The organism is Actinocrispum wychmicini (genome assembly GCF_004345645.1).
GTDB classification, from domain to species: domain Bacteria; phylum Actinomycetota; class Actinomycetes; order Mycobacteriales; family Pseudonocardiaceae; genus Kibdelosporangium; species Kibdelosporangium wychmicini.
Window position 1 is genome coordinate 1 of record NZ_SLWS01000006.1, and the last position, 23,252, is coordinate 23,252.

Consider the following 23,252-nt stretch of genomic DNA (forward strand, 5'->3'; position numbering starts at 1 on the left):
AACCAGCCACACAGCGAGTCAGACCACGCCAGGAACAACCACCAACAACATCCTCACAGATGCAACCCCATCCTCACTGCCACACGGGAGGGAGAACCCACTCCAGCCACAGGTGTGCTGCGCGGGCACGCGCTTAAGGCCTCTTTGCCGCTACAGCCAGCAGGCCGATCGGCAGGTCCGCCGCGACGTCCTCCTCCTTTCCGTTGCAGCTCCTTGCGCTTCACGTTCTCTGCCCGGCTTCACGCCCCGGTTGCTGCTTCACGCTCACGGTCCTGGGCGTGATGAGCGGATTCCCTTACTTTGACTTGGTTTCTTTGTTCGCTGATAGCTAAAAGACTTATACTCCAACACATCTAGCCTCGAAGTTCGATAGAATTGCCGCATGGACACCACAGTGCTATGGCAGACCAGCGATGCCGAGCTGGTCGATGCCCACACCGCTGTGGTCCAACGCCGACGCCAAATATACGCCGAAGAACTCCGCCTCGTAGCCGAGATGGAGAGTCGTGGCGTCGCCACCAAACTCGGCTACAGCAACACCGCCGCATTGCTCATGCACACTGCTCGGCTCAGTCGCACCGAAGCCCGCCACCAACTCGCCCAAGCCGCAGATCTCCACGCCACCACCACACCGACCGGGTCGGTGATCGACCCAGCGCTGCCCCAGACCGCCGAAGCGTTGGCGCGCGGCGAAGTCGACTCCGAACACGTGGACGCCATCCGCAAAACCCTCGCCGACCTGCCGCACCTGGACGCCGAACAACGCGCCACAGCCGAGCACGTCATGCTCACCCGCGCCGCCGAAGACGACCCGAAAGCCCTACTCCGATTCGGCGCCCGAGTCCGCGACATCGTCGACCCGGATGGGCCGCCACCACCGGAGGAAGAGCCGACCCGGCCAGAGCGGATGCTGCGCAGGCACACCCGCCGAGACGGCAGCATGGAGTTCAAAGGTCACCTCGACCTCGAATCAGCCCAACTATTCGAAAACCTACTCAAGCCCTTCGAAAAGCCACACCCAGAAGGCAACGACACCCGAGGGTACGCCGAACGAGCCGGGGACGCCTTCGCCGATGTGCTGCGGATGGCCGCCAACTGCCCGGACGTGCCCGCCCACAACGGAGTGCGCACCGAAGTAGCCGTCACCATCTCCTTCGAACAACTACAGCAGTCCCTGGACGACGTGCTGCTCTCCAGCGACCCACGAATGACCGCCCGCGAAGCCCGCCGCCTCGCCTGCGATGCGCACATCCTGCCCGCCGTCCTCGACGGCGATTCGAAACCATTGGATGTGGCCGTCCCCGCCTATGCCGCCCCAGCCCACATCCGACGCGGACTCTACCTACGAGACAAAGGATGCGCCTTCCCCGGATGCGAACGACCAGGCAGCGTCTGCGACGCCCACCATGTCGCGCACTGGGCACAAGGTGGACCGACCACAATGGACAACATGGCGCTACTCTGCCCCCAACATCACCGGTTGGTGCACAACAGCGACTGGGCGGTGAAGATGATCGACGAGAGACCATGGTTCATCCCACCAACCTATGTGGACGCATCGCGAACCCCGAGACGCAACCATATCCACACCCCCATACCCAGCGCGGCATGACCAGCTGCGCCGGGGAAGTGCGCCCTGCAAGCCGAAGCGCGTGCCCGCGCAGCACACCTGTGGCTGGAGTGGTGTCTCCTTCCCGTGTGGCCTGGGCGCAGCCAATCACATCTGGCCCGTGGTGTCCGAACCACGGTAGCCGTCCGGTCCGCCCACGCAACCCGACACACAGCGAGAGCGATACGGACCGAAACCCAAGCCGGACACCACGGGCCAGATGTGATTCCCTTGGGCAGGCCACACGGGAAGGAGACACCACGACCCCACCAAAAGACAACCAAACCAGCACCACCCAACAAAGGAAACTCCTTCTTGGCGGCCTGCCCGAGCGGCGAGCGAACAATCTTTAAACCGACATGCCACGGCAAGCGAGATCTTTGGTCAAAGCCCATGAACCTAGTGCACGGCCATGTCATTGGCCGCGATCCAGCGCTCCACTGAGTACTCCACCAACGTGATCAGGGTTTGCTTGGTGGATTCCCGGTCGCGGGCGTCGCATCGGACGATCGGCACTTGGGGGTCCACTGCGAGGGCTTCGCGGACGTCGTCGAGTTTGTGGTGCAGTTCGCCGTTGAAGCAGTTCACGCCGACGATGTAGGGTAGGCCGCGCTCTTCGAAGAAGTCCACTGGGGAGAAGGAATCCGCCAGGCGTCGGGTGTCGGCGAGGACTACCGCGCCGATCGCGCCGCGGACCAGGTCGTCCCACATGAACCAGAACCGTTGCTGGCCCGGGGTGCCGAACAGGTACAGGATCAGGTCGGTGTCCAGGGAGACCCGGCCGAAGTCCATGGCGACCGTGGTGGTCGTCTTGTCCGGCAACGCTTCCAGGTCGTCCACGCCCACGCTGGCCTCGGTCATCACCGCCTCGGTGGTCAGCGGCGTGATCTCGGAGACCGAGCCGACGAATGTCGTCTTCCCGGCGCCGAAGCCGCCTGCCACCACGATCTTCACCGACGTCATGGTCGGGATCACTGCCTGCTGCGGGGAGTCAAAGCCGGCGGAGTCCACCCAACACCCTTTCCATCAACTGTAGATGAGATGAACCGCCGGACAGGCCGGTCGTCCGGTGGACGACGACCAGTCCGGTCTCGACCATGTCCCCGAGTACGATCTTGGCTACCTGCAACGGAATCTCCAGCTCGGCCGAGATCTCCGCGACCGACTTCGGCACGCGGCACAGCCGGGCGATCGAACAGTGCTCCACCTGGGTCAGCGCCGAGTCGTCCAGCTCCGGCTGGGTGGAGATCATCGCTTCCACCCGGATCTCGTTCTCCGGCTTGGTGCGGCCGCCCGTCCACGCGTACGGACGGACCATCGCCGGGTCGTCGTCGGGCATCTCGACCAGCACCGGCTGCGGTGACTCGGTCCGCGGGTTCGGCGTCGGTTTGGTCGCCGGCGCCGGTTCCTCGGCCGGCCGGGCACCGAAGGTCACTCCGTTGAGGACGTCGGCGAAGGTCGGACCCGGTGGGGCGTCCTCATGGATCGTCATGGCCCCTCACAGTGTGTCCATCGCCGATCCCCTGCCCACCCCCACCGGGGGCCCGGTCATTCCACGCGATCCGTGCAGTGCCGCGCGAAGCTCGGGGGTGAGCATCTGGCCGACCCGGTCGACCAGCATGGTCATCTCGTACGCGATCTGGCCGATGTCACACACGGGCGACGCCAACACCGCGAGGGACGAGCCGTCACTGATCGACATCAGCAGCAGCACGCCCCGTTCCATCTCGACCACGGTCTCCTTCACCGTGCCGCCGGCGAAACATCTCGCCGCGCCCTGGGTGAGGCTCACCAAGCCGGAGGACACCGCGGCGAGTTGGTCGGCACGGTCCATCGGCAGCCGCTCCGACGAGGTGAGCAGCAGCCCGTCCGCGGACACGACGACCGCGTGCGCGACCCCGGCGACGCGGTCGGCGAAGTCGTTGACCAACCAGCCGAACTGGTGTGGGGTTTGGGGGGCGCTCATGAAGACTCCTGTCCGTTCTCGGCTAGGTCGTGTCTCGACGTCCCCGTTCGATGAGAGTCGGGATCGGTGCGGTTCCTGGCGTCGCCGCCGGGACGCCGCGAATACTGGTTGTCTTTGGGTGTGCCGGCGGCGGCGTCAGGGACCGCATCCGGCCCGGCTATCGCGGACGGGGACGTCGAGACACGGCCTAGATCCCGCCGGCCGTTGGTCAATCCGCGCGAGAGTTCGTCCAACCGGCCCCGAACTTCCTCTGCCCCACGCTCACCGCGCACCAGGCCCTCGCCGAAGCCGGGCGGCGGGGTGATGCTCCCCGGTACGAGCTTCTCCCGGGGAACGCGCTGCGGCAAGCCCGCCGGCGTGACACCTTCGGGGGACTTCGCGGCTGATTCCGCTGCCAGGAAACCGATCTCGGCCGGCGTGGCCGGCACGTCCTCGACCGGACCACGGGCCCGCAACAGGCCGCGCTGCAGGCCGCCGAGGCGTTCCCTGGTGACCTCCGCGTCGCGCTGGCCGACTGGTTCAACCGGCGGTGGTGGCGGCGCGGAAACGCTGCCAGGGACGAGCTTTTCCTTCGGCACGCGCTGTGGTAGCCCGGCCGCGGTGACGCCGAGCGGGACCTCTGTGACCGCCTGGGCCGCCTCGAAACCCTTGTCCGCGGCGAACTCCCACGTCTCGGTCGGCGCTTCCGGTTTGTCCGCGGTGAACCAGGCGGAGATCATCTCGTCGAAGATCGGGGTGGTCTCGTGGATTCCGCGTTCCGCGGGCGGTGGTGGCGTGGCCGGCTCCCACCAGCCGGTGTCCGCCTGCACGTTGGCGAACAGGTCGCCGCGCACCCCCGCCTGCGGGGCGGACAGCTCCATCCTGGTCACCGGGACCGAGTCGCCCATCCGCCGCACCAGGTCCACCTGGCCGAGCCGCGGCCCGCCGAACGGGTCTTCGACGGTACCGCTGTGGCCGTTGACGTGGGGTTCGTCCGGCTGGCCGGCCAGCAGGTCGGCCGGGATGGTCACGGTGGCCCGGATCCCGGCGATGTCCTTGCCGCCGTGCAGTTCCACCCGCACGTGGTGCCGGCCGGCGAGCCGGCCGACCACGAACAGGCCCATCCGGCGGGACGCCGAGGCGTCGAGATGGCCGCCGTCGGCGAGCCGCGCGTTGACCTCCGCGATCTCCTCGTCCCGCATGCCGATGCCGGTGTCCAGCACGTCCACCGCGACGGTCCCGTCGTCGGCCAGCCGGCTGGCGATGGTCACCCGGGTCTCCGGCGCGGAGAACTGGGTCGCGTTGTCCAGCAGTTCGGCGGTCAGCCGGACCAGGTCCCTGGCCGCGTAGCCGAGCACGGTCAGATCGGGCGGCGGCTGCACCGACACCCGTTGGTACTGCTCGATCTCGGACACGGCCGCGCGCAGCAGGTCGGCCAGCGGCACCGGCCGGCCCGCGCGCATGGCCAGCTCGCTGCCGGCCGACAGCACCATCAGGTTCTCGTTGTTGCGCCGCATCCGGGTGGCGAGGTGGTCCAGCTGGAACAGCTTGGCCAGCTGGTCGGGGTCCTCCTCGTCGCGCTCCAGCCGGTCCAGCAGGTGCAGCTGGCGCTGGACGAGCCCCTGGCTGCGCCGGGACAGGTTGACGAACACGTCGCCGTAGCTGGCCCGCAGGTGCGCCTGCTCGGCCGCCAGCCGCAGCGCCTGGTCCTGCACGGCGTCGAACGCCCGCGCGACCTGGCCCAGCTCGTCCTGGGTGGTCACCGCGACCGGCGCGACCTCGGGCGGGATCAGCGCGCCGGCCCGGAGCCCCGCGACCGCGTCCGGCAGCTTGTGGTCGGCGACCTCCAGCGCGCTGCGCCGCAACACCCGCAGCGAACCCACCAGCTGACGGCCGATCAGGATCATCACCGCCGCCGCGAGGAGCAGGGCGGCGAACAGCACCACCGCGATGACGCCGGCGGTGTCGCTGGCGGCGTTCTTCAGGCTGTCCGCCTGGTCGCCCAGTTGCCGGCCGACGGCCTGGGTGAAGGTGGCCACCAGGCCGGTGACCAGGTCGGAGCCGGTCTTCCAGTCGGTCGGGTCGACCACCGGGCCGGCCGGCCGGGTGGTCGGCTGCGCCAGGATCTGGTCGAGCAGACGGTCCCGGCCGGCGGTGGCGTCCATGCCGACCGTGCGGTCGTAGAGCGCCTGTTGGTCCGGGGCGGCCACGGCACGGAAGTCCGCCATCCGGGCGGTCAGCCGGGCCACCGAGTCGCGCACCGCGCCGAGGTCCGCCACGGACAGGGAGCCCCGGGCCAGGCCGGTCGCGACCAGGGCCTGCTGGAGGTAGATCTCCTCACCGGCCAGCTGGACGTCGTGCAGCGCGTTCGCGGCCGCGGACAGCTCGGGGTCGGCGATCTCGCCGGCCAACGCCCGGTCGAAGCCCAGCAGCACGGCGACCAGCTCGGTGTACCTGGTCTGCGCGGCGCGGCCGTCCAGTTCGCGGTCGGTGACCTCGCCACGCAGGCGCGACAGCTGAGGCGGCAACGCGGACACCTCGGTGGCCCGGGTGGCCGTGGCCGGCATCGCGAACGACACCACCCCGGCCGCCTTGCTCATCGCGTTCCACGCCGTGTCCGTGGCCTGGAACTCCTGGTGCAGTTCGGTGCCGATGTCGGCCGGGCCCGAGGCGCCGGTCAGCAGGTGGGCGGACTCGGCCCGCTCGGCCTGCAGGCCGCCGATGGTCCTGCGCACCTGGTCGGCCAGTGCCACCAGCCGGTCCACCCGGTCGAACGACTCGGCCCGCGCCACCTGGTCGTGGATCTGCGCGACGCCGACGGCGACGGCGAACATCAACGGGACCAGCGTGACCGCGGCGAGCTTCGTGCGCACGCGCCAGTCCCGCCAACGGAACAGCCGCGCCCGTGCTGTGCTGCTCACTGTCAAAACACTCCCAATGCGCGCTGTATCGATGCCGACCTGGTGGATCTTCACGTCCTCGGCCGATTGTCCGCCGATCAATTCGCGCTCTAGCCGTGGTGGGGAGCCCCGACTGTACATCAGGAAAACGATCAATCAATGGGCCTGTTTGCGGGGGTGACGATTTTGCTACCTTGGGCAGGTGTGAATCAGGACTTTATTCCACGATCGGGTGAAGTTTGGCCGGCGACAAAACTCGGACACGGTCGCCGAAACCCAAAAAGTCACTCGTCGTGATGCGATCACCGGCTGTGAACACCCAGTTCACACAGGTGCGACAGGTCCACGCAGTGCAACGGCTATGTTCACTCGTAAGTGTGACGACTACCCCTCAAGGCGTTGCCCGGACGTGGCCGATGTAGTGATCAGGCCGATCCCCGTACCGGGAAGGTACATATGACGCACTGGTCCGGCCGAACCCCATCGGCCAGCTTCGGAACAATCACGGAAACCATCGAAAAAGACCCTGAGGACGGACCTGACTTCATCCGGATACAAGAGAGTCGGGAATTCACGGAACTGCGTTCCCGACTCCGGCGGTTCGTGTTCCCGGTAAGCCTGCTGTTCCTCGTCTGGTACCTGAGTTTCGTGGTGCTCGCCGCGTACGCGACCGACTTCATGGGCCGCCGCGTGGTCGGCTCGGTGAACGTCGGCCTGCTGCTCGGGCTGGGCCAGTTCGCCAGCACCGTGCTGATCACGTTGTGGTACCGGTGGTACGCGCGCCGGCGGATCGATCCCCAGGTGATCGCCGTGGACGTCGAACAGAACCACGCAGCGGCGGGAGGCTCGCGATGAGCGTAGGCAGCCCCGCGCTCAACATGGTCGTGTTCGGCGCGTTCGTGCTGGTCACGCTGGTGATCGTGACCAAGGTGAACCGCCGCAAGGGCTCGGCCGCGGACTACTTCACCGCGGGCGCCGCGTTCGGCGGCGGCAAGAACGGCCTCGCGCTGTCCGGCGACTTCCTGTCCGCCGCGTCGTTCCTGGGCATCGCCGGGGCCATCGCGATCCACGGGTACGACGGGTTCCTGTACTCCATCGGGTTCCTGGTCGCGTGGCTGGTGAACCTGCTGCTGATCGCCGAACTGGTCCGCAACACCGGCCGGTTCACCATGGGCGACGTGCTCAGCTACCGGATGCGGGCCCGGCCGGTGCGCGCCGCCGCGGCCACGTCCACCCTGGTCATCTCGTTCTTCTACATGCTCGCCCAGATGGCCGGCGCGGGCAGCGTGGTCGCGCTCCTGCTGGACGTCCGCGACCGGACCGGACAGTCGGTCGTGATCGGCGTCGTCGGTGTGGTGATGATGCTGTACGTGCTGGTCGGCGGCATGCGCGGGACCACGTGGGTGCAGATCATCAAGGCCGCGATCCTGGTGGTGTGCGCGGTGCTGATGAGCGTGTTCCTGCTCGGCAAGTTCGGGTTCGACTTCACCGCGCTGCTCGACCAGGCCGCGCACAACAACGTCCGCGGCGACCACGTGCTCGCCCCCGGCGGGATGTTCGGCCAGAGCCCGACCAGCAAGCTCGACTTCGTGTCCCTCGCCCTGGCCCTCGTGCTGGGCGCGGCCGGGCTGCCGCACGTGCTGATGCGGTTCTACACCGTGCCCAACGCGGTGCAGGCCCGTCGCTCGGTGATCTGGGCGGTGTGCACGATGACCGTGTTCTACCTGGCCACGCTCATCATCGGCTACGGCGCGTCCGCCCTGGTCGGATCCGAGCGGATCCTGGCCGCGACCGGCGGGGAGAACTCGGCCGCGCCGCTGCTGGCGTACGAGATCGGTGGCACTTTGCTGCTCGGTGTCGTGTCCGCGGTCGCGTTCGCCACGATCCTGGCTGTGGTCGCGGGGCTGACATTGACCGCGGCGGCGTCGTTCGCGCATGACGTGTACGCCAACATCTTCCGCAACGGCCGGACCGATCCCGCGGCCGAGGTCCGGGTGGCGCGGCTGACCGCCGTGCTCGTCGGCGCCCTGGCCATCGCCGGCGGGATCCTGGCGAACGGCCAGAACGTCGCCTTCCTTGTCGGGCTGGCGTTCGCGTTCGCAGGATCGGCGAATCTGTCCACTTTGCTCTATTCGCTGTTCTGGCGCCGGTTCAACACCCGCGGCACGCTGTGGGGGATGTACGGCGGCCTGGTCTCGTGCCTGGTGCTGGTGTGCCTGTCCCCGGTGGTGTCCGGCACCCCCACGTCGATCCTTCCCGGTGTCGACTTCGCCGTGTTCCCGTTGAGCAACCCGGGAATCGTGTCGATCCCACTGTCCTTTGTGCTCGGTTTCCTGGGCACGGTCCTCAGCCGGGACCGTGGCGAGAAACGCAAGCAGGCCGAGATGGAGGTCCGTTCGCTGACCGGAATCGGTTCGTGACGGGTAGGGTGGTGCTGGGGGCATCCGTAGCGGACATTCGGGGGAGTCAGTGGTACGTATCGATCCGTCCAACAACGACCAGTTGAAGTCCTGGGACGGCGCGAGCGGCGACCTGTGGGTGCGGCGGGCCGAGCGGCTCGACCGCGGGGTCGCCGGCTACTGGGACAGGCTTTTCGACGCCGCCGCGATCAAGCCGGACGAACATGTGCTGGACATCGGCTGCGGCAGCGGGATCACGACCCGGGAGGCGGCCAGGCGGGCGTCGAGCGGGACCGCGCTCGGTGTCGACCTGTCGTCGCAGATGATCGACCTGGCCCGGCGGCGGACCGCCGAGGAGGGGTTGGCGAACGTCACGTTCGAGCAGGTCGACGCCCAGGTCCACAGTTTCCCGGACGCCCGGTTCGACCTGGTCGTGAGCCGCAACGGCGTGATGTTCTTCGGCGACCGGCAGGCCGCCTTCACGAACATCGCTCGGGCCACGCGGCCGGGCGGGCGGTTGGTGCTGATGGTGTGGGGGCCGTACGACGACAACGAGTGGATCCGGACGTTCCGCGACGTGCTGTCCGGCGGCAAACTCCCGCCGATCCCGTCGCACGGGCCGACCCCGTTCTCGCTGAGCGACCCCGGCACGGTCACGGACCTGCTCACGTCGGCCGGGTTCACCGAGGTCACTGTGACCGGGATGACCGCGCCGATGTACTACGGCGAGGACGTCGAAGACGCCGCCGACTACCTGCTCGACCACTACAGCGGGTTCATGACGGACCTGGACGACGAGGGCAGGGCCAAGGCCGCCGCGGACCTGCGGGCGGACCTGGCGAACCGGCTGACCGACGAAGGAGTGGTCTACCGCTCGTCCGCGTGGCTCGTCCAGGCGCGCCGGCCCGGTCAGGAATAGAGCCGGCCGAGGAACTCGATCAGCAGCCGCTCCCGCAGCTTCGCGGGAGCGGCTTCGAGCAACGTGTTCACCGCGGCCATCCCGGCGGACATGTCGACCGCCCCCATCAACGCGTCGAACTGTTCCGCGGTCAGGGTTTCCGGATCCAGACCATCCAGAATGGACGTGTCGACGGCGACCGGCGCGGTGTCCGCCAGCGACTCCCGCAAGGCGTCCAGGAACAGGTTTTCGTTGCCGTGGTTGGCCGCAGTCACGGTCAGGTGCAGGTTCGTCGGGGAGTTCTGGAACGCGAACTGGGGCTGCACGTACCAGCCACGCGCCCGCATCTTGTCGGCGAGCGCGAACGGGTCCACATCCGGTGAGGTGACTGCGAGCAGCGTGGACACCGGGTCGCCGAGGACCCGCAGGCCGAGGTCGTCGATGCCGATCCGCAACGCCCGGACGGCACACAAGGTGCGCCGGGCCAACTCCAGGTATCCCTCGTCGCCGACGTGCCGCAGGACCGCCCACGCCGCCGCGATCGGGCCGCCGGAGCGCGTCGACTGCATGGTCGAGTTGAGCATCGTGTAGCCGGGCCATGCCGCGCTCGCGAAATACTGCGTACGACGGAGTTCCGAGGAGGCGTGCAGCAACACCGATGTCCCTTTTGGACAGTACGCGTACTTGTGCAGGTCGACCGAGATGCTCGTGACACCGGGTACGGTGAAGTCGAACGGCTCGAACTCCACGCCGAGCCGGCCGAAGTACGGCAGCACCCAACCGCCGATGCACGCGTCGACGTGACATCGGATGCCACGGTCACCTGCGATGGCCGCGATGTCCGTCACGGGGTCGACGACGCCGTGTGCGTACGAGGGCGCGCTCGCGACGACCAACACCGTGTCGTCGTCGATGGCCGCCCGGACGTCGGCGGGGTCGACGCGGAAGTCGGCGCCGACCGGCACCGGAATCGTTCGAATCCCGAAGTAGTGCGCGGCTTTGTGGAACGCGGCGTGCGCGGTCACCGGGAGCACAATGGACGGTCGCTCAGCGTCGCCGCGGGCGGCGAGGACCGCGAGCATGCACGACTCGGTGCCGCCCGAGGTGACCTGGCCGACGCCGCCGTTCAGCAGCCGCGCGGCGGTCCCGACGATCTCGTTCTCCATCCGCAGCAGGCTGGGGAACGCGGTCGGGTCAAGGCCGTTGGTCGACGAGGCCAACGCGTGCGCCCGCGCGGCGAGGTCGTCGAGTTCGTCCAGCCCGCTGTCGTAGACGTACGCCATCGTGCGGCCGCCGTGGGTGGGCAGGTCGTGCTCACGCAACTTCCTGAGCTCGGTCAGCACCTGATCCACTGGTATCACGTGCGGCCTCCAGTTTCCTGTTCAGCAATGGCACCGCGGCCAAGGCGAACAGTGCAGGCACAATCGTGAACCCGAGCAGTGCGGCGACGACCGCGCTCTCCGGCTGGACCGCGGACCCGTCCGTACTGGACACGTATCCGCCAGCGGCGAGAACCAGACCGTACACCCCTGGGCCGAGCGCCAGTGCCAGGGTCTCTCCCGCGGTCCACACCCCGGCGAACAGCCCGGCGCGGCGCGCGCCGGTGCGCTCTTCCTCCTCGGTGGTGACGTCCGCGAGCATCGCGAAGGGGAACACCTGGATGCCGGAGTACCCGACGCCGGTGATCCCGGCGAACAGGATGACCGCCCAGAGCGGGGCCACCCGCGCCAGGACCGAAACGGTCAGCGCGCCCGCGAAGATCAGCGTGGCGACGAGGTAGCCGACCCGTTTACCGTGCCGGGCCGCGAGTCGTTGCCAGAACGGCATCACGATCATCGCGGGCGCGACGAACGCCACGAACAGCAACGGCTGCAGGCTCTTGTTCCCCAGCACGACCCGTGACATGTACTCGACACCGGCCAGGACCGTGCCGACGCCGATGGCCTGGAGGACGGACGCGGTCAGCAGGCGACGGAAGCGCGGCGAGTCACGGACCGCCCGCACCAGCGCGCCGAACCCGGCTCCTGTGTCGGCCTGGGTCTGGAAAGTCACCCCTCGGGTGCCGACGAACACCGCGATCGTGCCGAGCATGATCAACACGCCGACAGCGATACCCATGACCTGGTAGCCGCCGGTCGCGTCCCGCAACGCCGGCGCGCCGGCACCGCAGATGAGGATGGTCAACGCGAGGACCGCCATCCGCCACGTCATGAGCCGCGTTCGTTCGTGGTAGTCGGTGGTCAACTCGGCCAGCATCGCCACGTACGGCACCTGGTAGAACGCGTACGCCGTGGCGCACAGCAGGAACACGACCTCCACGTACCCCGCGCCCGCCGCGGGGAACGCGAACAGCAGCGCGAACAGGACGCCCACGATCAGGCCGCCGCGGAGAATGAACGGGCGGCGCGGGCCGGCCCGGTCGCTGATCCGGCCGGCGACGGGGTTGAGGAGCACGTCCCATGCCTTCGGGAACAGCACGAGCAGCCCCGCGGTGGCGGCGGGAATGCCGAGGGTGTCGGTGAGATACGGGAGGAGCAGCAGACCGGGCACAGTGCCGAAAGCTCCCGTGACCAAGGACCCGGTGCTGTAGCCCGCTCGCCGGGCGCGCGTGACGGGAGCCATCGTGTGGATTCCTATTCCGGTGGGGGTGTAAGTGTCTCAGACCGTGGACCGCGGCGCGGAATGATTGACTGCCGGGGTGGGGGTTTACATGCTCGTGGACATGACCGTTGTCGGGGTAGTCGTCGGCAATCCGCGGGCCGGGTCCCGCACGCTCCGGGCCGCATTGGCGGTTCGGGACGTCCTGGGCGGCACGGCCGGGCCGGTGATCGACCTGGCCGAGTTCGCCGGTGAGCTGTTCGACTACGGGAGCGAACGGGTGGCCCAGGCCGTCGAGGACGTCAAGGGGGTGGATGTCCTGGTGGTCGCGTCGCCGACATACAAGGCAAGCTACACAGGCCTGCTGAAGGCGTTCTTGGACCGGTTCGGCGCCGGGTCGCTGCGGGGTGTCACCGGGTATCCGCTGATGGTCGCCGCCGCCGACAGACACGCGTTGGCCGTCGAGGTGCACCTGAAGCCGGTGCTGGCCGAGTTGGGGCTCAGCGTGCCGGGGCCGGGGCTGTTCCTGAACGAGTCCGTCTTCGCCGGGGATCTCGCCCAGGAGGTCGCCAAGCTGCTGAAGGAGACGTCGTGAGTGAGCAACTCAGGCTGGCGCTGCGGCAGCATCCGGCCGCCGTCACGGTGGTCACCGCCGCCGGGCCGGTCGGGCTGACGGTCAGCTCGTTCGGGTCGGTGAGCATGCAGCCACCCCTGGTCGGGTTGTGGATCGGGACGGGCGCGTCGGCATACCCCGCGTTGTCGGTCGCCGACCGGTTCGCGGTGCATCTGCTGCACGCCGACCAGACCAGCCTGGCGGATCTGTTCGCACGGACCAACGCCGACCGGTTCGGCCGGGACACCCGCTGGGAGTCCGATGTGGACGGTCTGCCGAACCTGTTGGACAGCCCGGTGCGGCTGCGCTGCCGGACCGTGCGCCGGGTCGGTGTGGGCGACCACATCCTGCTGATCGGCGACCCGGTCGCGATCGAGCACCAGGCGCCGCCGCGGCCGTTGCTCCGGTTTCAGGGAAGGTACACGTCGGTCGCCTGAGTGGCTGCCCGAAAGGCCGGTCCCGCCGGTCTTGACCCGGGCTATGTTCGCCAGGTGCTGAACTTGGTGAGAGCGTTGGCGCGCAACCGTTTTGACGGTCTGGTCGAAGCGTACCGACGGCGCGGGCCGGTGTTCCGCCTCGGGCCGTACACCTACCTGCTCGGACCGGACGCCAACCGGTTCGTGATCACCAACCCCGGGCTGTTCCGCTGGAGCGACGCTTTCGAGCTGCTGAAACCCGTGGTCGGGACCACGTCGATGATCGTCAGTGACGGTGCCGACCACACCCGGCGACGGCGTCTGGTCCAGCCCGCGTTCCACCACCGGCACGTCAACGAGTACCTGGCGATCCTGGCCGCCGACTCGGACCGGATGATCGACGGCTGGGAGTCCGGCCGGGAACTGGACCTCTACGGGGAGTTTCGGCGCGCCCTGCGGCGGATGAACGTTCAGTCGTTGTTCGGCGCCAGGATCGGCGCGCGGGCGGACGAGTTCGGCGAGCAGCTGGAGCCGATGATGACGCTCATCGACCGGCTGCCGGCCGTGGTGAACACGCACCGGCGGTTCAGGACACCGTCGTGGCGCCGGGCGATGGCCGGGAAGGAAGCCACCGACCAGCAAATTCTCGCGGAGATCAGGCGACTGCGGAACACCGGCGACGAGGACGGGCGGGTGCTCGGCGCGCTGGTCGCCAGCGATCTCAGCGACGTGGAGATCCGGGACCAGGTGATCGGGCTGATCGCGGCCAGCTTCGAGACGACCAGCGCCGCGATGTCGTGGACCGTGCACGCCCTGCTGGCCAACGAAGGCACCTGGGACACCGCCAAGGCCGAAGTGGACCGCGTCCTGGGCGACCGGGCGCCGACCGCCGAGGACCTGCCCGACCTGGTCTACCTGCGCGGCGTCATCCAGGAGTCGTTGCGGATGTGGCCGCCGGCCTGGCTGAGCGTGCGGGTGCCCGCCGAGGACTTCACCTTCGAGGGCCACCGGATCAAGGCCGGCCGGCAGGTGTTCTACAGCCCGTACGTGACCCACCGGCTCGCCGAGATCTGGCCCGAGCCCGACCGGTTCCTGCCGGAACGCTGGGAGACCGCCAAGCCCGCGCCGCACGAGTTTCTTCCGTTCGGCGGCGGGCCGCACCGCTGCGTCGGGGCGACACTCGCCACCACCGAGCTGACCGTCATGCTGGCCCGGTTGCTCGCCCGGGTCGGCATCAAGACCGCGCCAGGGCCGGTCGTCCCCAGTGGCGTCACGACCATGCGACCTCGTGGCGGACTGCCGGCGGTGGTGACAAAGAACTCGTAAGGGGATTTCAGCCGGCGCCGGGTCTGGACCTATGCTGCCGGCTGTGATCGACGCCCTCCCGCAGGCGCCGGAACGCGGCCGAGCGTTCCTGGACGACCGCAGACCCCCGACCCCGTGCCTGGTGATAGATCTCGACACGGTGCGGGAAAGCCATACCAGGCTGCGGGAAGCGCTGCCGGAGGCCCGGCTCTACTACGCGGTCAAGGCGAATCCCGCGCCGGAGATCGTCAGGCAGCTGGCCCGCGCCGGCGCCGGCTTCGACGTGGCCGGCCGCGAGGAGATCGAACTGTGCCTCGACCAGGGCGCGCGCCCGGAGACGATCTCCTACGGCAACACCGTGAAGAAGGCCCGGGACGTGCTGTTCGCGTTCAAGGTCGGGGTGCGCCGGTTCACCTTCGACAGCGCGGCGGACCTGGCGAACCTGGCCGAGCACGCGCCTGGATCCACGGTGTCGTGCCGGATCCTGGTGGACAGCTCCGGCTCGCGGACACCGTTCGGCCAGAAGTTCGGATGTGTCCCCGACATGGCCGTCGAACTGCTCGTGCGCGCGGCCGAACTCGGGCTCGACCCGGAGGGTGTCGCGTTTCACGTCGGCTCCCAGCATCTTGACCCGCACGCATGGGACGCCGGGATCGCCGCCGCGGCCGAGGTCACCCGCGCGGTCGCCGAACGCGGGGTTTTGTTGCGTGGCCTCAACATCGGCGGCGGCCTGCCCGGCAGGTACCGGGACGAGCCGTTGCCGCTTTCGGCGTACGTGTCGGCCATCCGGGAGTCCGTCGGCCGGCACTTCGCGGTGCCGCCGGACCTGGCGTTCGAGCCGGGCCGGGCACTGGTGGCCGACGCGGGCGTGATCCGCAGCGAGGTCGTCCTGGTGTCCCGGAAGGCCGACACCGACGAGCGGCGCTGGGTGTACCTGGACATCGGGCGCTACGGCGGGATGGCGGAGACCGAGAACGAGGCGATCGCGTACCGGCTCGCGACCGCCCACGACGGCACCCCGGACGGCCCGGCGATCATCGCCGGCCCCACCTGCGACGGCGACGACGTGCTGTACCAACGAACCCCGTACCGGCTGCCGCTGGCGTTGCGAGCCGGTGACTACGTGGACATCCTCAGCACCGGCGCCTATACGCAGAGCTACTCCTCGGTGTCGTTCAACGGCTTCCCGCCGCTGAAGACGTACTTCGTCGGCGGTGAACCCGACGAGGTCGGCGAGTTCGCCGGACGGCACGTGCTCGCCGAGTTCTCCGGCGTCTCGCCGAAGTTGCTGAACGACGCGGCCTTCCTGTGCGAAAGCCTGGAACGAGCGCTCGACAAGGCCGGCGCGACCGTGTGCGACATGACGTTCAAACAGTTCGAACCGCAGGGTGTGACGGTGCTCGCACTGCTGTCCGAGTCGCACGCTTCGATCCACTCGTACCCGGAACGCGGCTCGGTGTTCGTGGACGTCTTCACGTGCGGCCGGCGTGCGGACCCGGAGCTCGCCGTGCAACTGTTGCGGGACATGCTCGGGGCGAGTGTGGCAATCACCAACACGATCCACAGAGGACAGGAAGACCGTTGAACATCGAAGAGCCGGTCGGCGCCGGCCTGACCCGCGTGTGGCAGGTCTCGGACGTGATCGCCGACACCCACACCGAGTACCAGCACGTGGTGATCGGCAAGACCGCCCAGGGCGTCTCGCTGTTCTGCGACAACGAACGGCAGAGCACCGAGGACAGCCAACTCGTCTACCACGAGGCCCTGCTCGTGCCGGCCCTCCTGCTGGCCGCGTGGGTGGACCGGGTGCTGGTGGTCGGGTCCAGCGAGGGCGTGGTCAGCCAGATCTCGGTGGCCGCGGGCGCCTCGGTCGTCGACCACGTGGACATCGACACCCAGGCCGTGAAGTTGTGCGCACAGCACCTGCCGTACGGCTACACGACCGACGAACTGGCCCAGGCGGAACGCGGCGAAGGCCCGATCCGGGTGCACTACACCGACGGTTGGGAGTTCATCCGCACCGCCACTGAGAAGTACGACATCGTCCTGGTCGACCTGCCGGACGAGCAGGATGGCACCGACGCCCAGCACAACCGCTTGTACGGCACCGAGTTCCTTCAGCTGTGCAAGGGTTTGCTCGCACCGGGCGGAGTGGTCGCGTACCAGGGTGGCTGCCCGACGCTGTGGCGCAACTCGACGCTGGTGAAATGCTGGCGGCGGTTCGAGGACACGTTCACGACCCCGGTGTACTTTGGCTCGGACGAGCACGAGTGGGCGTTCTTCTTCGGCGCCGAAGACCTGCTTGCAGGGTCGAGCATCGGCACAGTGCTGGAATCACCGCTGGAGACCATGGTCGCGCGCCTGGAAACGCTGCCGTACCGCCCGGAGACGATCGACGCGCTGACCCTGCGCGGCTCGACAGTGCCGCCGATCAGCCTGCGGAGGTGACCTTCGGGGCCAACTCGTGGGTGACCTTCCGTTCGGCGACGAAGGACACGAACGGGACCATGCCGGCGAGCAGGATCAGCCCGGTCTTCACGATCGGCCAGCGGACCTTCAGGCCGAGGTCGACCGTGATGACCAGGTACACGACGTAGAGGAACCCGTGCGCCGGGGCGACGATGGCGACGAACTGCTTCTGCTGGAAGCCGTACTCCAGGATCATCCCGGCGCACAGGGCGAGCAGACCCACGCCGACGATGTACGCGAACACCCGGTAGCGGGTGAGCGCGCCCTTCAGGCCGGGGCTTACGTCGTTGATCACAGGTTCTGGGGCGGTCATCAGGTGGCGTCCTTCGCGTTCAGCTCGGCCAGGTACCGGTTGTACGCGGCCAACTCGTCGTCGTCCTCGTGCGCCACGGGTGGTGGTTGCGGCCGTCGCGGCGGCGGCGCGGGTTCCGCCCGAACCTGCTCCGCCTGCCGCTCCTTGAGTCGTTTGACCCGCCAGACCATGAACGCCGGGAACAGCCCGAACAGGGGCCACTGCAGCACGTATCCGAGGTTCTGCCAGGTGCCGCTCGCGGACTCGTACCGGTTCCACTGCCACCACGCGAGCGCACAGGCACCGAGCAGGCTGACGACACAGGTCGCCACAATCAGCCACCTGCGAGCCATTGCCCGGTCGCCGCGCACGGCCTGACGCTAACACCAGGGTGCTGAGTGACACCGGTCACCCAGCGACGAGACCGTGTTCGTTCACGCGTGCTGGGCGTCGCGGGCGTACCCGTCGGCCAGGCCGAAGACCTTCTGGCCGTACGTCTCGGAGTTGTTGTACGACAGCACACCGGCCCACCAGCCGGACGCCGTCGCCAGATCGCGCCCGCCGGCGCACAGGTACCGGGCCGCGGCGAGGGCCGCGTCGTCGATCTGCTGCGGGTCGCCACGGCCGTCGCCGTTGCCGTCCGACGCCCACTTGGCCCAGGTCGACGGAATGAACTGCATCGGGCCGACCGCGCGGTCCAGCGTGGGGTCGCCGTCGTACTGGCCCCTGTCCGTGTCCCCGATCCTTTGCACACCCACGGATCCGTCCAGCGGAACGCCGACGATGGGCTTGGACGGCCGCCCGTCGGCACCGAGCACGGCCCCGCCGAACTGCCCGTGGTTCGACTCGATCCGGCCGATCCCGGCCAGCGTCGCCCACGACACGTGACAGCTCGGCGTGGTCGATCGCAGCACGAGTTCGGCGTTGCCGTACGCGACCAAGGCCCGCGCGGGGACCCCAGTGACTTTGGCCACACGGTCCGCCCACGCCACCAACGGGTCCTTGCCCTGAGCGGTGCCCTGCGGGATGACCTCGCTGGCCGGCGCCACCGCACCCGGCTGCACCTGCGCGGGCTGCACCTGCAGAGCCGGGATCTCGGTGGTGACCGGGCCGGCGGCCGGCGCGGACGTCGAGCTCAGCAGCCAGACGCCACCGCCCGCAGCCGCCAAAACCAGCACGACCAGCAGCAACCTGCCGAACAGCCCTCGCCCTCGCACAGGTATGTCAACGACCAGAGCGCGCGCCCGTTACGTTCTCGATCAGGCGACGCCGTCCTTGCGCTGCCGCTGCAACCGCGCCACACACCATGCGGGCGCGCTGCCCCGCCGCAGGTGCTCCAGGACCGTGAGCGGGCCGAGCCGGCGGCTCAGGTCGGACGGGACCAGACCGGCCGCCCGGTAGTCCAGCGCCCGCTGGTCGAGCGGGCTGATGCCGGCGTCCCACCACTGCTCGGCCTCGGCCAGCCCACCGACCATCTGCCAGTAGCCGGCGGCGGCGGACAGCAGCTCGAGCGGGACGTCCGGCAGGCGCCGGCGCATCGCGTCCAGGTAGACGGGGTCGGCCGACTGCACGGCCACCCACGACTTCGCCCCGCCCTTGGAACGCTGACCCGGGATCCCTGGTGAGGAAACGGTGGTCGGCCCCTCGGCCAGCCAGGTTGAGGCTATCCGACTGATCTCCTCCGCTTCCGCGTCGTTCGACCGCTCCTGTGTCCACTGCCGGACCAGTGCGTCGACCCCGTGGTCGTCGACCATCCGTGCCTCCTTCGGGGGCGATGATCAGCTCGTTGCCGAAGACCGTAGGGTGGCGTGCGGTCCGGCCGCTAGAGGAGAACCTTCATCAATCTCGCCACCTGGACTTTTTCTCAACAATCCACCCGGTCGGTCCAATATGGATGACCCAGCGGCAGGAACTGCCACGCTGTGTCACTAAGCGAACAGGCTCTTGACAAACGTGATGACGGCGTCCGCGCCGTCCTTGAGCCACCCGAGCACGCTGTGCACCGCGTTGGCCGACTGCTGGGGTTGGGTGACCAGGTAGAACACCAGCAGTGCGACCACTGCCAGCAGAACTATCTTCTTGACGTTCACCGACTCGACTCCATCCGCTCGCTCCCCCGCCAGGGCTCGCCGCCCGACAAGACCCGGCCCGGCCAGTACCCGCGCTGGCTGGTCTCACTCTACGGGGGCACCTCGATCCAGCACAGCCAAACACGCCCTGTAATCACTCTTTAGTGTCCGCCCGTCAGATGGACAGCGACCAACTGACCGGATACGCACAACAACGCATACATGCCCCAGAACGGACAGGGGTCGGGCCAGCCCCACCGAGAAGTCGGGGGCGGCTCCCAGTGATCATCCGAACCCGCGGCACCAGTCTTCACCCATGGTTATGTTCACTGTCGCCGCGCTCGCCGCGGCCTTGGTCCTGCCGGCCTCGCCGCCGGGGATCACCTGGGGTGACTGCGATTCCGGCCATACCGCGTACCGGTGTGCCAGTTTTCAGGTACCCATGTCGTACCGGGATCCAGGCGGGCCGAAGATCCAACTCGCGCTGAGCCTGCTGCCCGCGACCGACCAGCGGCACAAGATCGGCACGATCTTCTACAACCCTGGTGGGCCAGGCGCTTCCGGGCGGTTCGCGCCGCCGCTGACACCCACGATCCACGAACGTTTCGACATCGTCGGCTTCGACCCGCGCGGCGTCGGCGCCAGCACGACCGTCCAGTGCTTCAACGATCCGTCCGACCTGGCTCCGCTGGGCCGGGTCTTCGGCACGTTCCCCGCCAAGGACGCGGACATCCCCGCGTACCTCCAGGATGCCCGCGCCGTAACGGATATGTGCGCGAGGAATGCGGGACCGCTCCTCGGGCATCTCTCGACGGCGAATGTCGCCCGCGATCTCGACCGGATACGGGCGGCCATAGGGGAGCCGAAACTCCGCTACTACGGCCTGTCGTACGGGACTGTCCTCGGTGAGCAGTACGCGAACCTGTTCCCGCAACGGGTCGGGTCGATGACGTTGGACGCGGTCGACGACCCGGTCAACTGGGCCACCGGGTACCGGCCGCAGGACGCCGGCATCCCGCTCAGCGTCCGCCTCGGCGGCTACAAGGACGCCCAGCGGGCGCTCGACGGCTTCGTCGCCGCGTGCGACTGCGGGATCGACTTCGACCAGATTCTCGACCGGCTCGAACAAGGCCCGGTCACCGTCACCGACCCGGACACCGGCGCCCCGGAGACGTTCACGTACCAGAGCGCGCTCAACCGAGTGCACAGCTACCTGACCGACGCGGACGACTCGCCGAAGCTCGCCGCACTCCTGCACGCGCTGGCGAACCCGACAACCGTCCAGGCCAAAGCCGCAACGCCGACTCCGACATCGATCCCGACCCAGGTCGACTCGTTGCTGGGCGGCGGCGCGACGGTGTGCGAGGACACGGTCAACCCGACCGACCAGTCGGCGTGGCCGCGTGCCGCCGCGCGGGCGGACCAGGAAGTCCGCGGCTTCGGCAAGCGCGACACGTACATCACGATCCCGTGCGCCACTTGGCCGGCCAGTGACCCGGACGTCTACCGCGGCCCGTGGAACCGGCCGACGAAGCCGATCCTGTTGCTCAGCAACAAACAGGGCGACCCGGAGACGCCGTACGAAGGCGCGCGGCGGACCGAACGGCTGCTGGGCAACGCCCGGCTGCTGGCCCTGGACACGTTCGGACACGGGTCGCTGGGCAAGAGCGCGTGCGTGGACGCGGCCGTGGACAGCTACTTCCTCGGCGGGCATCTGCCACCGAAGAACGCCCTGTGCCAGCCCAATCACAAGCCGTTCACAGGGTCCGGGCGATGATCTCCTTCATGATCTCCGTTGTGCCGCCGAAGATCCGCTGCACGCGCGCGGCGGTCCACGCCTTCGCGATCGGGTACTCGTTCATGAAGCCGTAGCCGCCGAACAACTGCAGGCAGGAGTCGACGACCTTGCCGAGCCGCTCGGTGGTCCACATCTTCGCCATGGCGGCCCCGGTCACGTCGAGTTCGCCCTTGAGGTGGCGGTCGACGCACTGGTCCAGGAAGGCCTTGCTCACCGCCACCTCGGTGGCCGCGTCGGCCAGCACGAACTTGGTGTTCTGGAAGCCGAAGATCGGCCGGCCGAACGCCTCCCGCTCGCGGGTGTACTGGATCGTCTGCCGCACCACCAGGTCCATGGCGGCCACCGCGGTCACGGCGATGAGCAGGCGCTCCTGGGGCAGCTGCCGCATCAGCTGGACGAAGCCCTGGCCCTCCTGGCCGCCGAGCAGGTTCTCGGCCGGGACCGTGACGTTGTCGAAGAACAGCTCCGCCGTGTCCTGGCCCTTCATGCCGATCTTGTCGAGCACCCGGCCGCGCCGGAACCCCGGTGTCCCCTCGGTCTCCACCACGACCAGGGACACGCCGGACGCCTTCTCCTCCGGGTTGGTCTTGGCCGCGACGATGACCAGGCCGGCCTGGGCGCCGTTGGTGATGAACGTCTTGGCGCCGTTCACCACGTACGTGTCGCCGGTGCGGATCGCCTTGGTCTTGATGCTCTGCAGGTCCGACCCGGTGCCGGGCTCGGTCATCGCGATCGCCGCGACCAGCTCGCCGCTGGCCATCTTGGGCAGCCAGCGCAGCTTCTGCTCCTCGGTGCCGTACGCCCGGACGTAGTGCGCGACGATTCCATTGTGGACGGCCACCCCCCACGCGTCGTCCTGCGCCCTGGCCTGCTCCTGCAGCAGCACGGCCTCATGGGCGAACGTGCCGCCACCGCCGCCGTACTCCTCGGGGATGCTCAGGCACAGCAGACCCACCGCGCCGGCCTTGTTCCACAGCTCGCGGTCGACCTGCTTGGCCTCGGCCCACCGCTCCTGGTGCGGACTGAGCTCCTTCTCGCAGAACGAGCGGGCCAGCTCCCGGAAGGCGGTCAGGTCCTCGTCCAGCCACGTCATGTCGAGCCCTCTCCCCGATGGGAAAACAATCCGTCTGGAAGGTACATGCGTTCAGGACTGCATGTAAAGTACGTCGGCGTGACCCACCGAACCCAGCGCGAACGCCGGGAGCGCACCCGCGAGGCGCTGCTCGACGCGACCATCGACTGCCTGGTCGAACTGGGCTACTCGGGCACCACCGTGCACGAGATCTGCCGCCGCGCCGGCCTGTCCCGAGGTGCCCAGCAACACCACTTCACCACCAAGGCCGAACTGATGGCGGCGGCGGTCGAGCACCTGGTGCAGCGGCTGCGGGACGAGGTCGCCGGGAGCATCACGCTGCCGCCCGGCCCGGAAACTGTCGGCGTGGCGATCGACCTGCTCTGGTGCGGCTTCTCCGGGAAGCTCTCCACCGCCGCGCTCGAACTGTGGGTGGCGGCCCGGACCGACGAGGAACTGCGCCGCTCGATGCTGCCTGTGGACCGGGCGTTGGCTCGGTCGACCCTCGACCTCTACCGCGCGGCAGCCGGCGAGGACCTGCCCGCGGACCGCCTGGAGACCCTGTTCTGGCTGACCTTGAACGTCACCCGCGGCCTCGCGCTCGACGCCATGATCGGCGGCGACCCCGACCGGCGCGCCCGTCTGCTGGACGAATGGAAGGCGATGGCGACGGCGATGTTGACCGGCTCGGCCCTCGCTCGAGCCGGTCAACAAGGACTAAGAGAGCGTTAGGACCGAGTTATGACGCCTCGGTCGAAAAATCACACGAGTGCGTTCCGTGATGGCAGGATCGACGCATGCACCCCGGGGCACCAGCCAGCCCGTCGTACCCGTTCCCGCCGGCACCGCGACCGAGGCCGCCGCGACCG

The 23,252-nt window shown here is 68.7% G+C and carries 23 protein-coding genes and 1 pseudogene; 12 read left to right on the plus strand and 12 right to left on the minus strand.

Annotated features, from left to right (window positions below; all coding sequences use genetic code 11):
* The first annotated feature begins 382 nt into the window (after positions 1 to 382).
* Positions 383 to 1,612: an HNH endonuclease signature motif containing protein gene (locus EV192_RS26055; protein WP_132119895.1), complete on the plus strand. Its 1,230-nt coding sequence runs from the start codon at positions 383 to 385 to the stop codon at positions 1,610 to 1,612.
* 396 nt (positions 1,613 to 2,008) lie between these two features.
* On the opposite strand, the gene EV192_RS26060 is transcribed toward EV192_RS26055, so the two are convergent.
* Genes EV192_RS26060 through EV192_RS26075 form a run of 4 tightly spaced genes read right to left on the minus strand, consistent with a single transcriptional unit; the run spans position 2,009 to position 6,475 of the window.
* Positions 2,009 to 2,572 carry a GTP-binding protein gene (locus EV192_RS26060; protein WP_132121382.1) on the minus strand — a complete coding sequence of 188 codons (564 nt, stop codon included), beginning with the start codon at positions 2,570 to 2,572 and terminating at the stop codon, positions 2,009 to 2,011.
* A 28-nt stretch (positions 2,573 to 2,600) separates the two neighbouring features.
* A complete protein-coding gene (locus EV192_RS26065) occupies positions 2,601 to 3,101 on the minus strand; it encodes a DUF742 domain-containing protein (RefSeq protein WP_132119897.1) in 501 nt (166 codons plus the stop codon).
* A 6-nt stretch (positions 3,102 to 3,107) separates the two neighbouring features.
* Complete coding sequence (locus tag EV192_RS26070; protein ID WP_132119898.1) at positions 3,108 to 3,575, minus strand: roadblock/LC7 domain-containing protein; 468 nt, start codon at positions 3,573 to 3,575, stop codon at positions 3,108 to 3,110.
* Positions 3,572 to 6,475 carry a sensor histidine kinase gene (locus tag EV192_RS26075; RefSeq protein WP_165960614.1) on the minus strand — a complete coding sequence of 968 codons (2,904 nt, stop codon included), beginning with the start codon at positions 6,473 to 6,475 and terminating at the stop codon, positions 3,572 to 3,574. Before EV192_RS26075 ends, EV192_RS26070 begins: the two co-directional genes overlap by 4 nt.
* A gap of 435 nt (positions 6,476 to 6,910) precedes the next feature.
* Between EV192_RS26075 and EV192_RS26080 the strand changes: the two genes are divergently transcribed.
* From EV192_RS26080 to EV192_RS26090, 3 genes are read left to right on the plus strand one after another with little or no spacing between them, the layout of a single operon-like run.
* Positions 6,911 to 7,309, plus strand: coding sequence for a DUF485 domain-containing protein (locus EV192_RS26080; protein ID WP_132119902.1), 399 nt, complete (start codon positions 6,911 to 6,913; stop codon positions 7,307 to 7,309).
* Positions 7,306 to 8,874, plus strand: coding sequence for a solute symporter family protein (locus EV192_RS26085; protein WP_132119905.1), 1,569 nt, complete (start codon positions 7,306 to 7,308; stop codon positions 8,872 to 8,874). The genes EV192_RS26080 and EV192_RS26085 overlap by 4 nt, the downstream gene beginning before the upstream one ends.
* A gap of 49 nt (positions 8,875 to 8,923) precedes the next feature.
* Positions 8,924 to 9,772 (plus strand): class I SAM-dependent methyltransferase, encoded by an 849-nt coding sequence (locus tag EV192_RS26090; protein ID WP_243727086.1) that lies wholly within the window; start codon positions 8,924 to 8,926, stop codon positions 9,770 to 9,772.
* Here the strand turns inward: EV192_RS26090 and EV192_RS26095 are convergent.
* Together EV192_RS26095 and EV192_RS26100 are read right to left on the minus strand one after the other, a co-directional pair.
* Positions 9,763 to 11,109: a pyridoxal phosphate-dependent decarboxylase family protein gene (locus EV192_RS26095; RefSeq protein WP_165960671.1), complete on the minus strand. Its 1,347-nt coding sequence runs from the start codon at positions 11,107 to 11,109 to the stop codon at positions 9,763 to 9,765. The two genes, EV192_RS26090 and EV192_RS26095, sit on opposite strands and share 10 nt — an antisense overlap.
* Positions 11,066 to 12,373: an MFS transporter gene (locus EV192_RS26100; RefSeq protein WP_132119911.1), complete on the minus strand. Its 1,308-nt coding sequence runs from the start codon at positions 12,371 to 12,373 to the stop codon at positions 11,066 to 11,068. The genes EV192_RS26095 and EV192_RS26100 overlap by 44 nt, the downstream gene beginning before the upstream one ends.
* A 100-nt stretch (positions 12,374 to 12,473) precedes the next feature.
* Between EV192_RS26100 and EV192_RS26105 the strand changes: the two genes are divergently transcribed.
* From EV192_RS26105 to EV192_RS26125, 6 genes and pseudogenes are all read left to right on the plus strand, one after another.
* Entirely contained in the window at positions 12,474 to 12,944 is a 471-nt protein-coding gene (locus EV192_RS26105; protein WP_132119913.1) for an NADPH-dependent FMN reductase, read from the plus strand.
* Positions 12,941 to 13,399 (plus strand): flavin reductase family protein, encoded by a 459-nt coding sequence (locus EV192_RS26110; protein WP_132119915.1) that lies wholly within the window; start codon positions 12,941 to 12,943, stop codon positions 13,397 to 13,399. Before EV192_RS26105 ends, EV192_RS26110 begins: the two co-directional genes overlap by 4 nt.
* Before the next feature lie 54 nt (positions 13,400 to 13,453).
* Positions 13,454 to 14,704: a cytochrome P450 gene (locus EV192_RS26115; RefSeq protein WP_132119917.1), complete on the plus strand. Its 1,251-nt coding sequence runs from the start codon at positions 13,454 to 13,456 to the stop codon at positions 14,702 to 14,704.
* Between the two features lie 31 nt (positions 14,705 to 14,735).
* Positions 14,736 to 15,815: pseudogene (locus EV192_RS26120) on the plus strand (type III PLP-dependent enzyme); the annotation flags it as partial.
* 60 nt (positions 15,816 to 15,875) lie between these two features.
* Positions 15,876 to 16,268 (plus strand): adenosylmethionine decarboxylase, encoded by a 393-nt coding sequence (gene speD / locus EV192_RS56010; RefSeq protein ID WP_243727151.1) that lies wholly within the window; start codon positions 15,876 to 15,878, stop codon positions 16,266 to 16,268.
* Positions 16,265 to 17,131 (plus strand): spermidine synthase, encoded by an 867-nt coding sequence (locus EV192_RS26125; protein WP_132119921.1) that lies wholly within the window; start codon positions 16,265 to 16,267, stop codon positions 17,129 to 17,131. Before speD ends, EV192_RS26125 begins: the two co-directional genes overlap by 4 nt.
* Here EV192_RS26125 and EV192_RS26130 read toward each other — a convergent pair.
* The 5 genes from EV192_RS26130 to EV192_RS54045 form a co-directional block, all read right to left on the minus strand.
* Entirely contained in the window at positions 17,115 to 17,465 is a 351-nt protein-coding gene (locus tag EV192_RS26130; RefSeq protein ID WP_132119923.1) for a DUF3817 domain-containing protein, read from the minus strand. The genes EV192_RS26125 and EV192_RS26130 overlap by 17 nt on opposite strands.
* Positions 17,465 to 17,815 (minus strand): hypothetical protein, encoded by a 351-nt coding sequence (locus EV192_RS26135; protein ID WP_424923383.1) that lies wholly within the window; start codon positions 17,813 to 17,815, stop codon positions 17,465 to 17,467. The genes EV192_RS26130 and EV192_RS26135 overlap by 1 nt, the downstream gene beginning before the upstream one ends.
* Before the next feature lie 63 nt (positions 17,816 to 17,878).
* Positions 17,879 to 18,661: a lytic transglycosylase domain-containing protein gene (locus EV192_RS26140; RefSeq protein ID WP_424923384.1), complete on the minus strand. Its 783-nt coding sequence runs from the start codon at positions 18,659 to 18,661 to the stop codon at positions 17,879 to 17,881.
* A 42-nt stretch (positions 18,662 to 18,703) separates the two neighbouring features.
* Positions 18,704 to 19,198, minus strand: coding sequence for a helix-turn-helix transcriptional regulator (locus EV192_RS26145; RefSeq protein WP_132119927.1), 495 nt, complete (start codon positions 19,196 to 19,198; stop codon positions 18,704 to 18,706).
* A gap of 174 nt (positions 19,199 to 19,372) precedes the next feature.
* A complete protein-coding gene (locus tag EV192_RS54045) occupies positions 19,373 to 19,534 on the minus strand; it encodes a hypothetical protein (protein ID WP_165960615.1) in 162 nt (53 codons plus the stop codon).
* Positions 19,535 to 19,829: 295 nt separating this feature from the next.
* On the opposite strand from EV192_RS54045, the gene EV192_RS26150 reads away from it, so the two are divergent.
* Positions 19,830 to 21,290 carry an alpha/beta hydrolase gene (locus EV192_RS26150; protein WP_341770899.1) on the plus strand — a complete coding sequence of 487 codons (1,461 nt, stop codon included), beginning with the start codon at positions 19,830 to 19,832 and terminating at the stop codon, positions 21,288 to 21,290.
* Here EV192_RS26150 and EV192_RS26155 read toward each other — a convergent pair.
* Positions 21,271 to 22,404, minus strand: a complete 1,134-nt coding sequence (locus tag EV192_RS26155; protein WP_132119929.1) for an acyl-CoA dehydrogenase family protein — start codon at positions 22,402 to 22,404, stop codon at positions 21,271 to 21,273. The two genes, EV192_RS26150 and EV192_RS26155, sit on opposite strands and share 20 nt — an antisense overlap.
* 45 nt (positions 22,405 to 22,449) lie before the next feature.
* On the opposite strand from EV192_RS26155, the gene EV192_RS26160 reads away from it, so the two are divergent.
* Complete coding sequence (locus EV192_RS26160; protein WP_132119931.1) at positions 22,450 to 23,115, plus strand: TetR/AcrR family transcriptional regulator; 666 nt, start codon at positions 22,450 to 22,452, stop codon at positions 23,113 to 23,115.
* Positions 23,116 to 23,252: the final 137 nt, after the last annotated feature.

Coding starts and splice junctions, on each gene's coding strand:
- EV192_RS26080 (WP_132119902.1), top strand. CDS start 6,911: ATGACGCACTGGTCCGGCCGAACCCCATCGGCCAGCTTCGGAACAATC.
- EV192_RS26065 (WP_132119897.1), bottom strand. CDS start 3,101: ATGACGATCCATGAGGACGCCCCACCGGGTCCGACCTTCGCCGACGTC.
- EV192_RS26100 (WP_132119911.1), bottom strand. CDS start 12,373: ATGGCTCCCGTCACGCGCGCCCGGCGAGCGGGCTACAGCACCGGGTCC.
- EV192_RS26145 (WP_132119927.1), bottom strand. CDS start 19,198: ATGGTCGACGACCACGGGGTCGACGCACTGGTCCGGCAGTGGACACAG.
- EV192_RS26105 (WP_132119913.1), top strand. CDS start 12,474: ATGACCGTTGTCGGGGTAGTCGTCGGCAATCCGCGGGCCGGGTCCCGC.
- EV192_RS26155 (WP_132119929.1), bottom strand. CDS start 22,404: ATGACGTGGCTGGACGAGGACCTGACCGCCTTCCGGGAGCTGGCCCGC.
- EV192_RS26060 (WP_132121382.1), bottom strand. CDS start 2,572: ATGACGTCGGTGAAGATCGTGGTGGCAGGCGGCTTCGGCGCCGGGAAG.
- EV192_RS26055 (WP_132119895.1), top strand. CDS start 383: ATGGACACCACAGTGCTATGGCAGACCAGCGATGCCGAGCTGGTCGAT.
- EV192_RS26070 (WP_132119898.1), bottom strand. CDS start 3,575: ATGAGCGCCCCCCAAACCCCACACCAGTTCGGCTGGTTGGTCAACGAC.
- EV192_RS26130 (WP_132119923.1), bottom strand. CDS start 17,465: ATGACCGCCCCAGAACCTGTGATCAACGACGTAAGCCCCGGCCTGAAG.
- EV192_RS26085 (WP_132119905.1), top strand. CDS start 7,306: ATGAGCGTAGGCAGCCCCGCGCTCAACATGGTCGTGTTCGGCGCGTTC.
- EV192_RS26160 (WP_132119931.1), top strand. CDS start 22,450: ATGCGTTCAGGACTGCATGTAAAGTACGTCGGCGTGACCCACCGAACC.
- EV192_RS26150 (WP_341770899.1), top strand. CDS start 19,830: ATGGTTATGTTCACTGTCGCCGCGCTCGCCGCGGCCTTGGTCCTGCCG.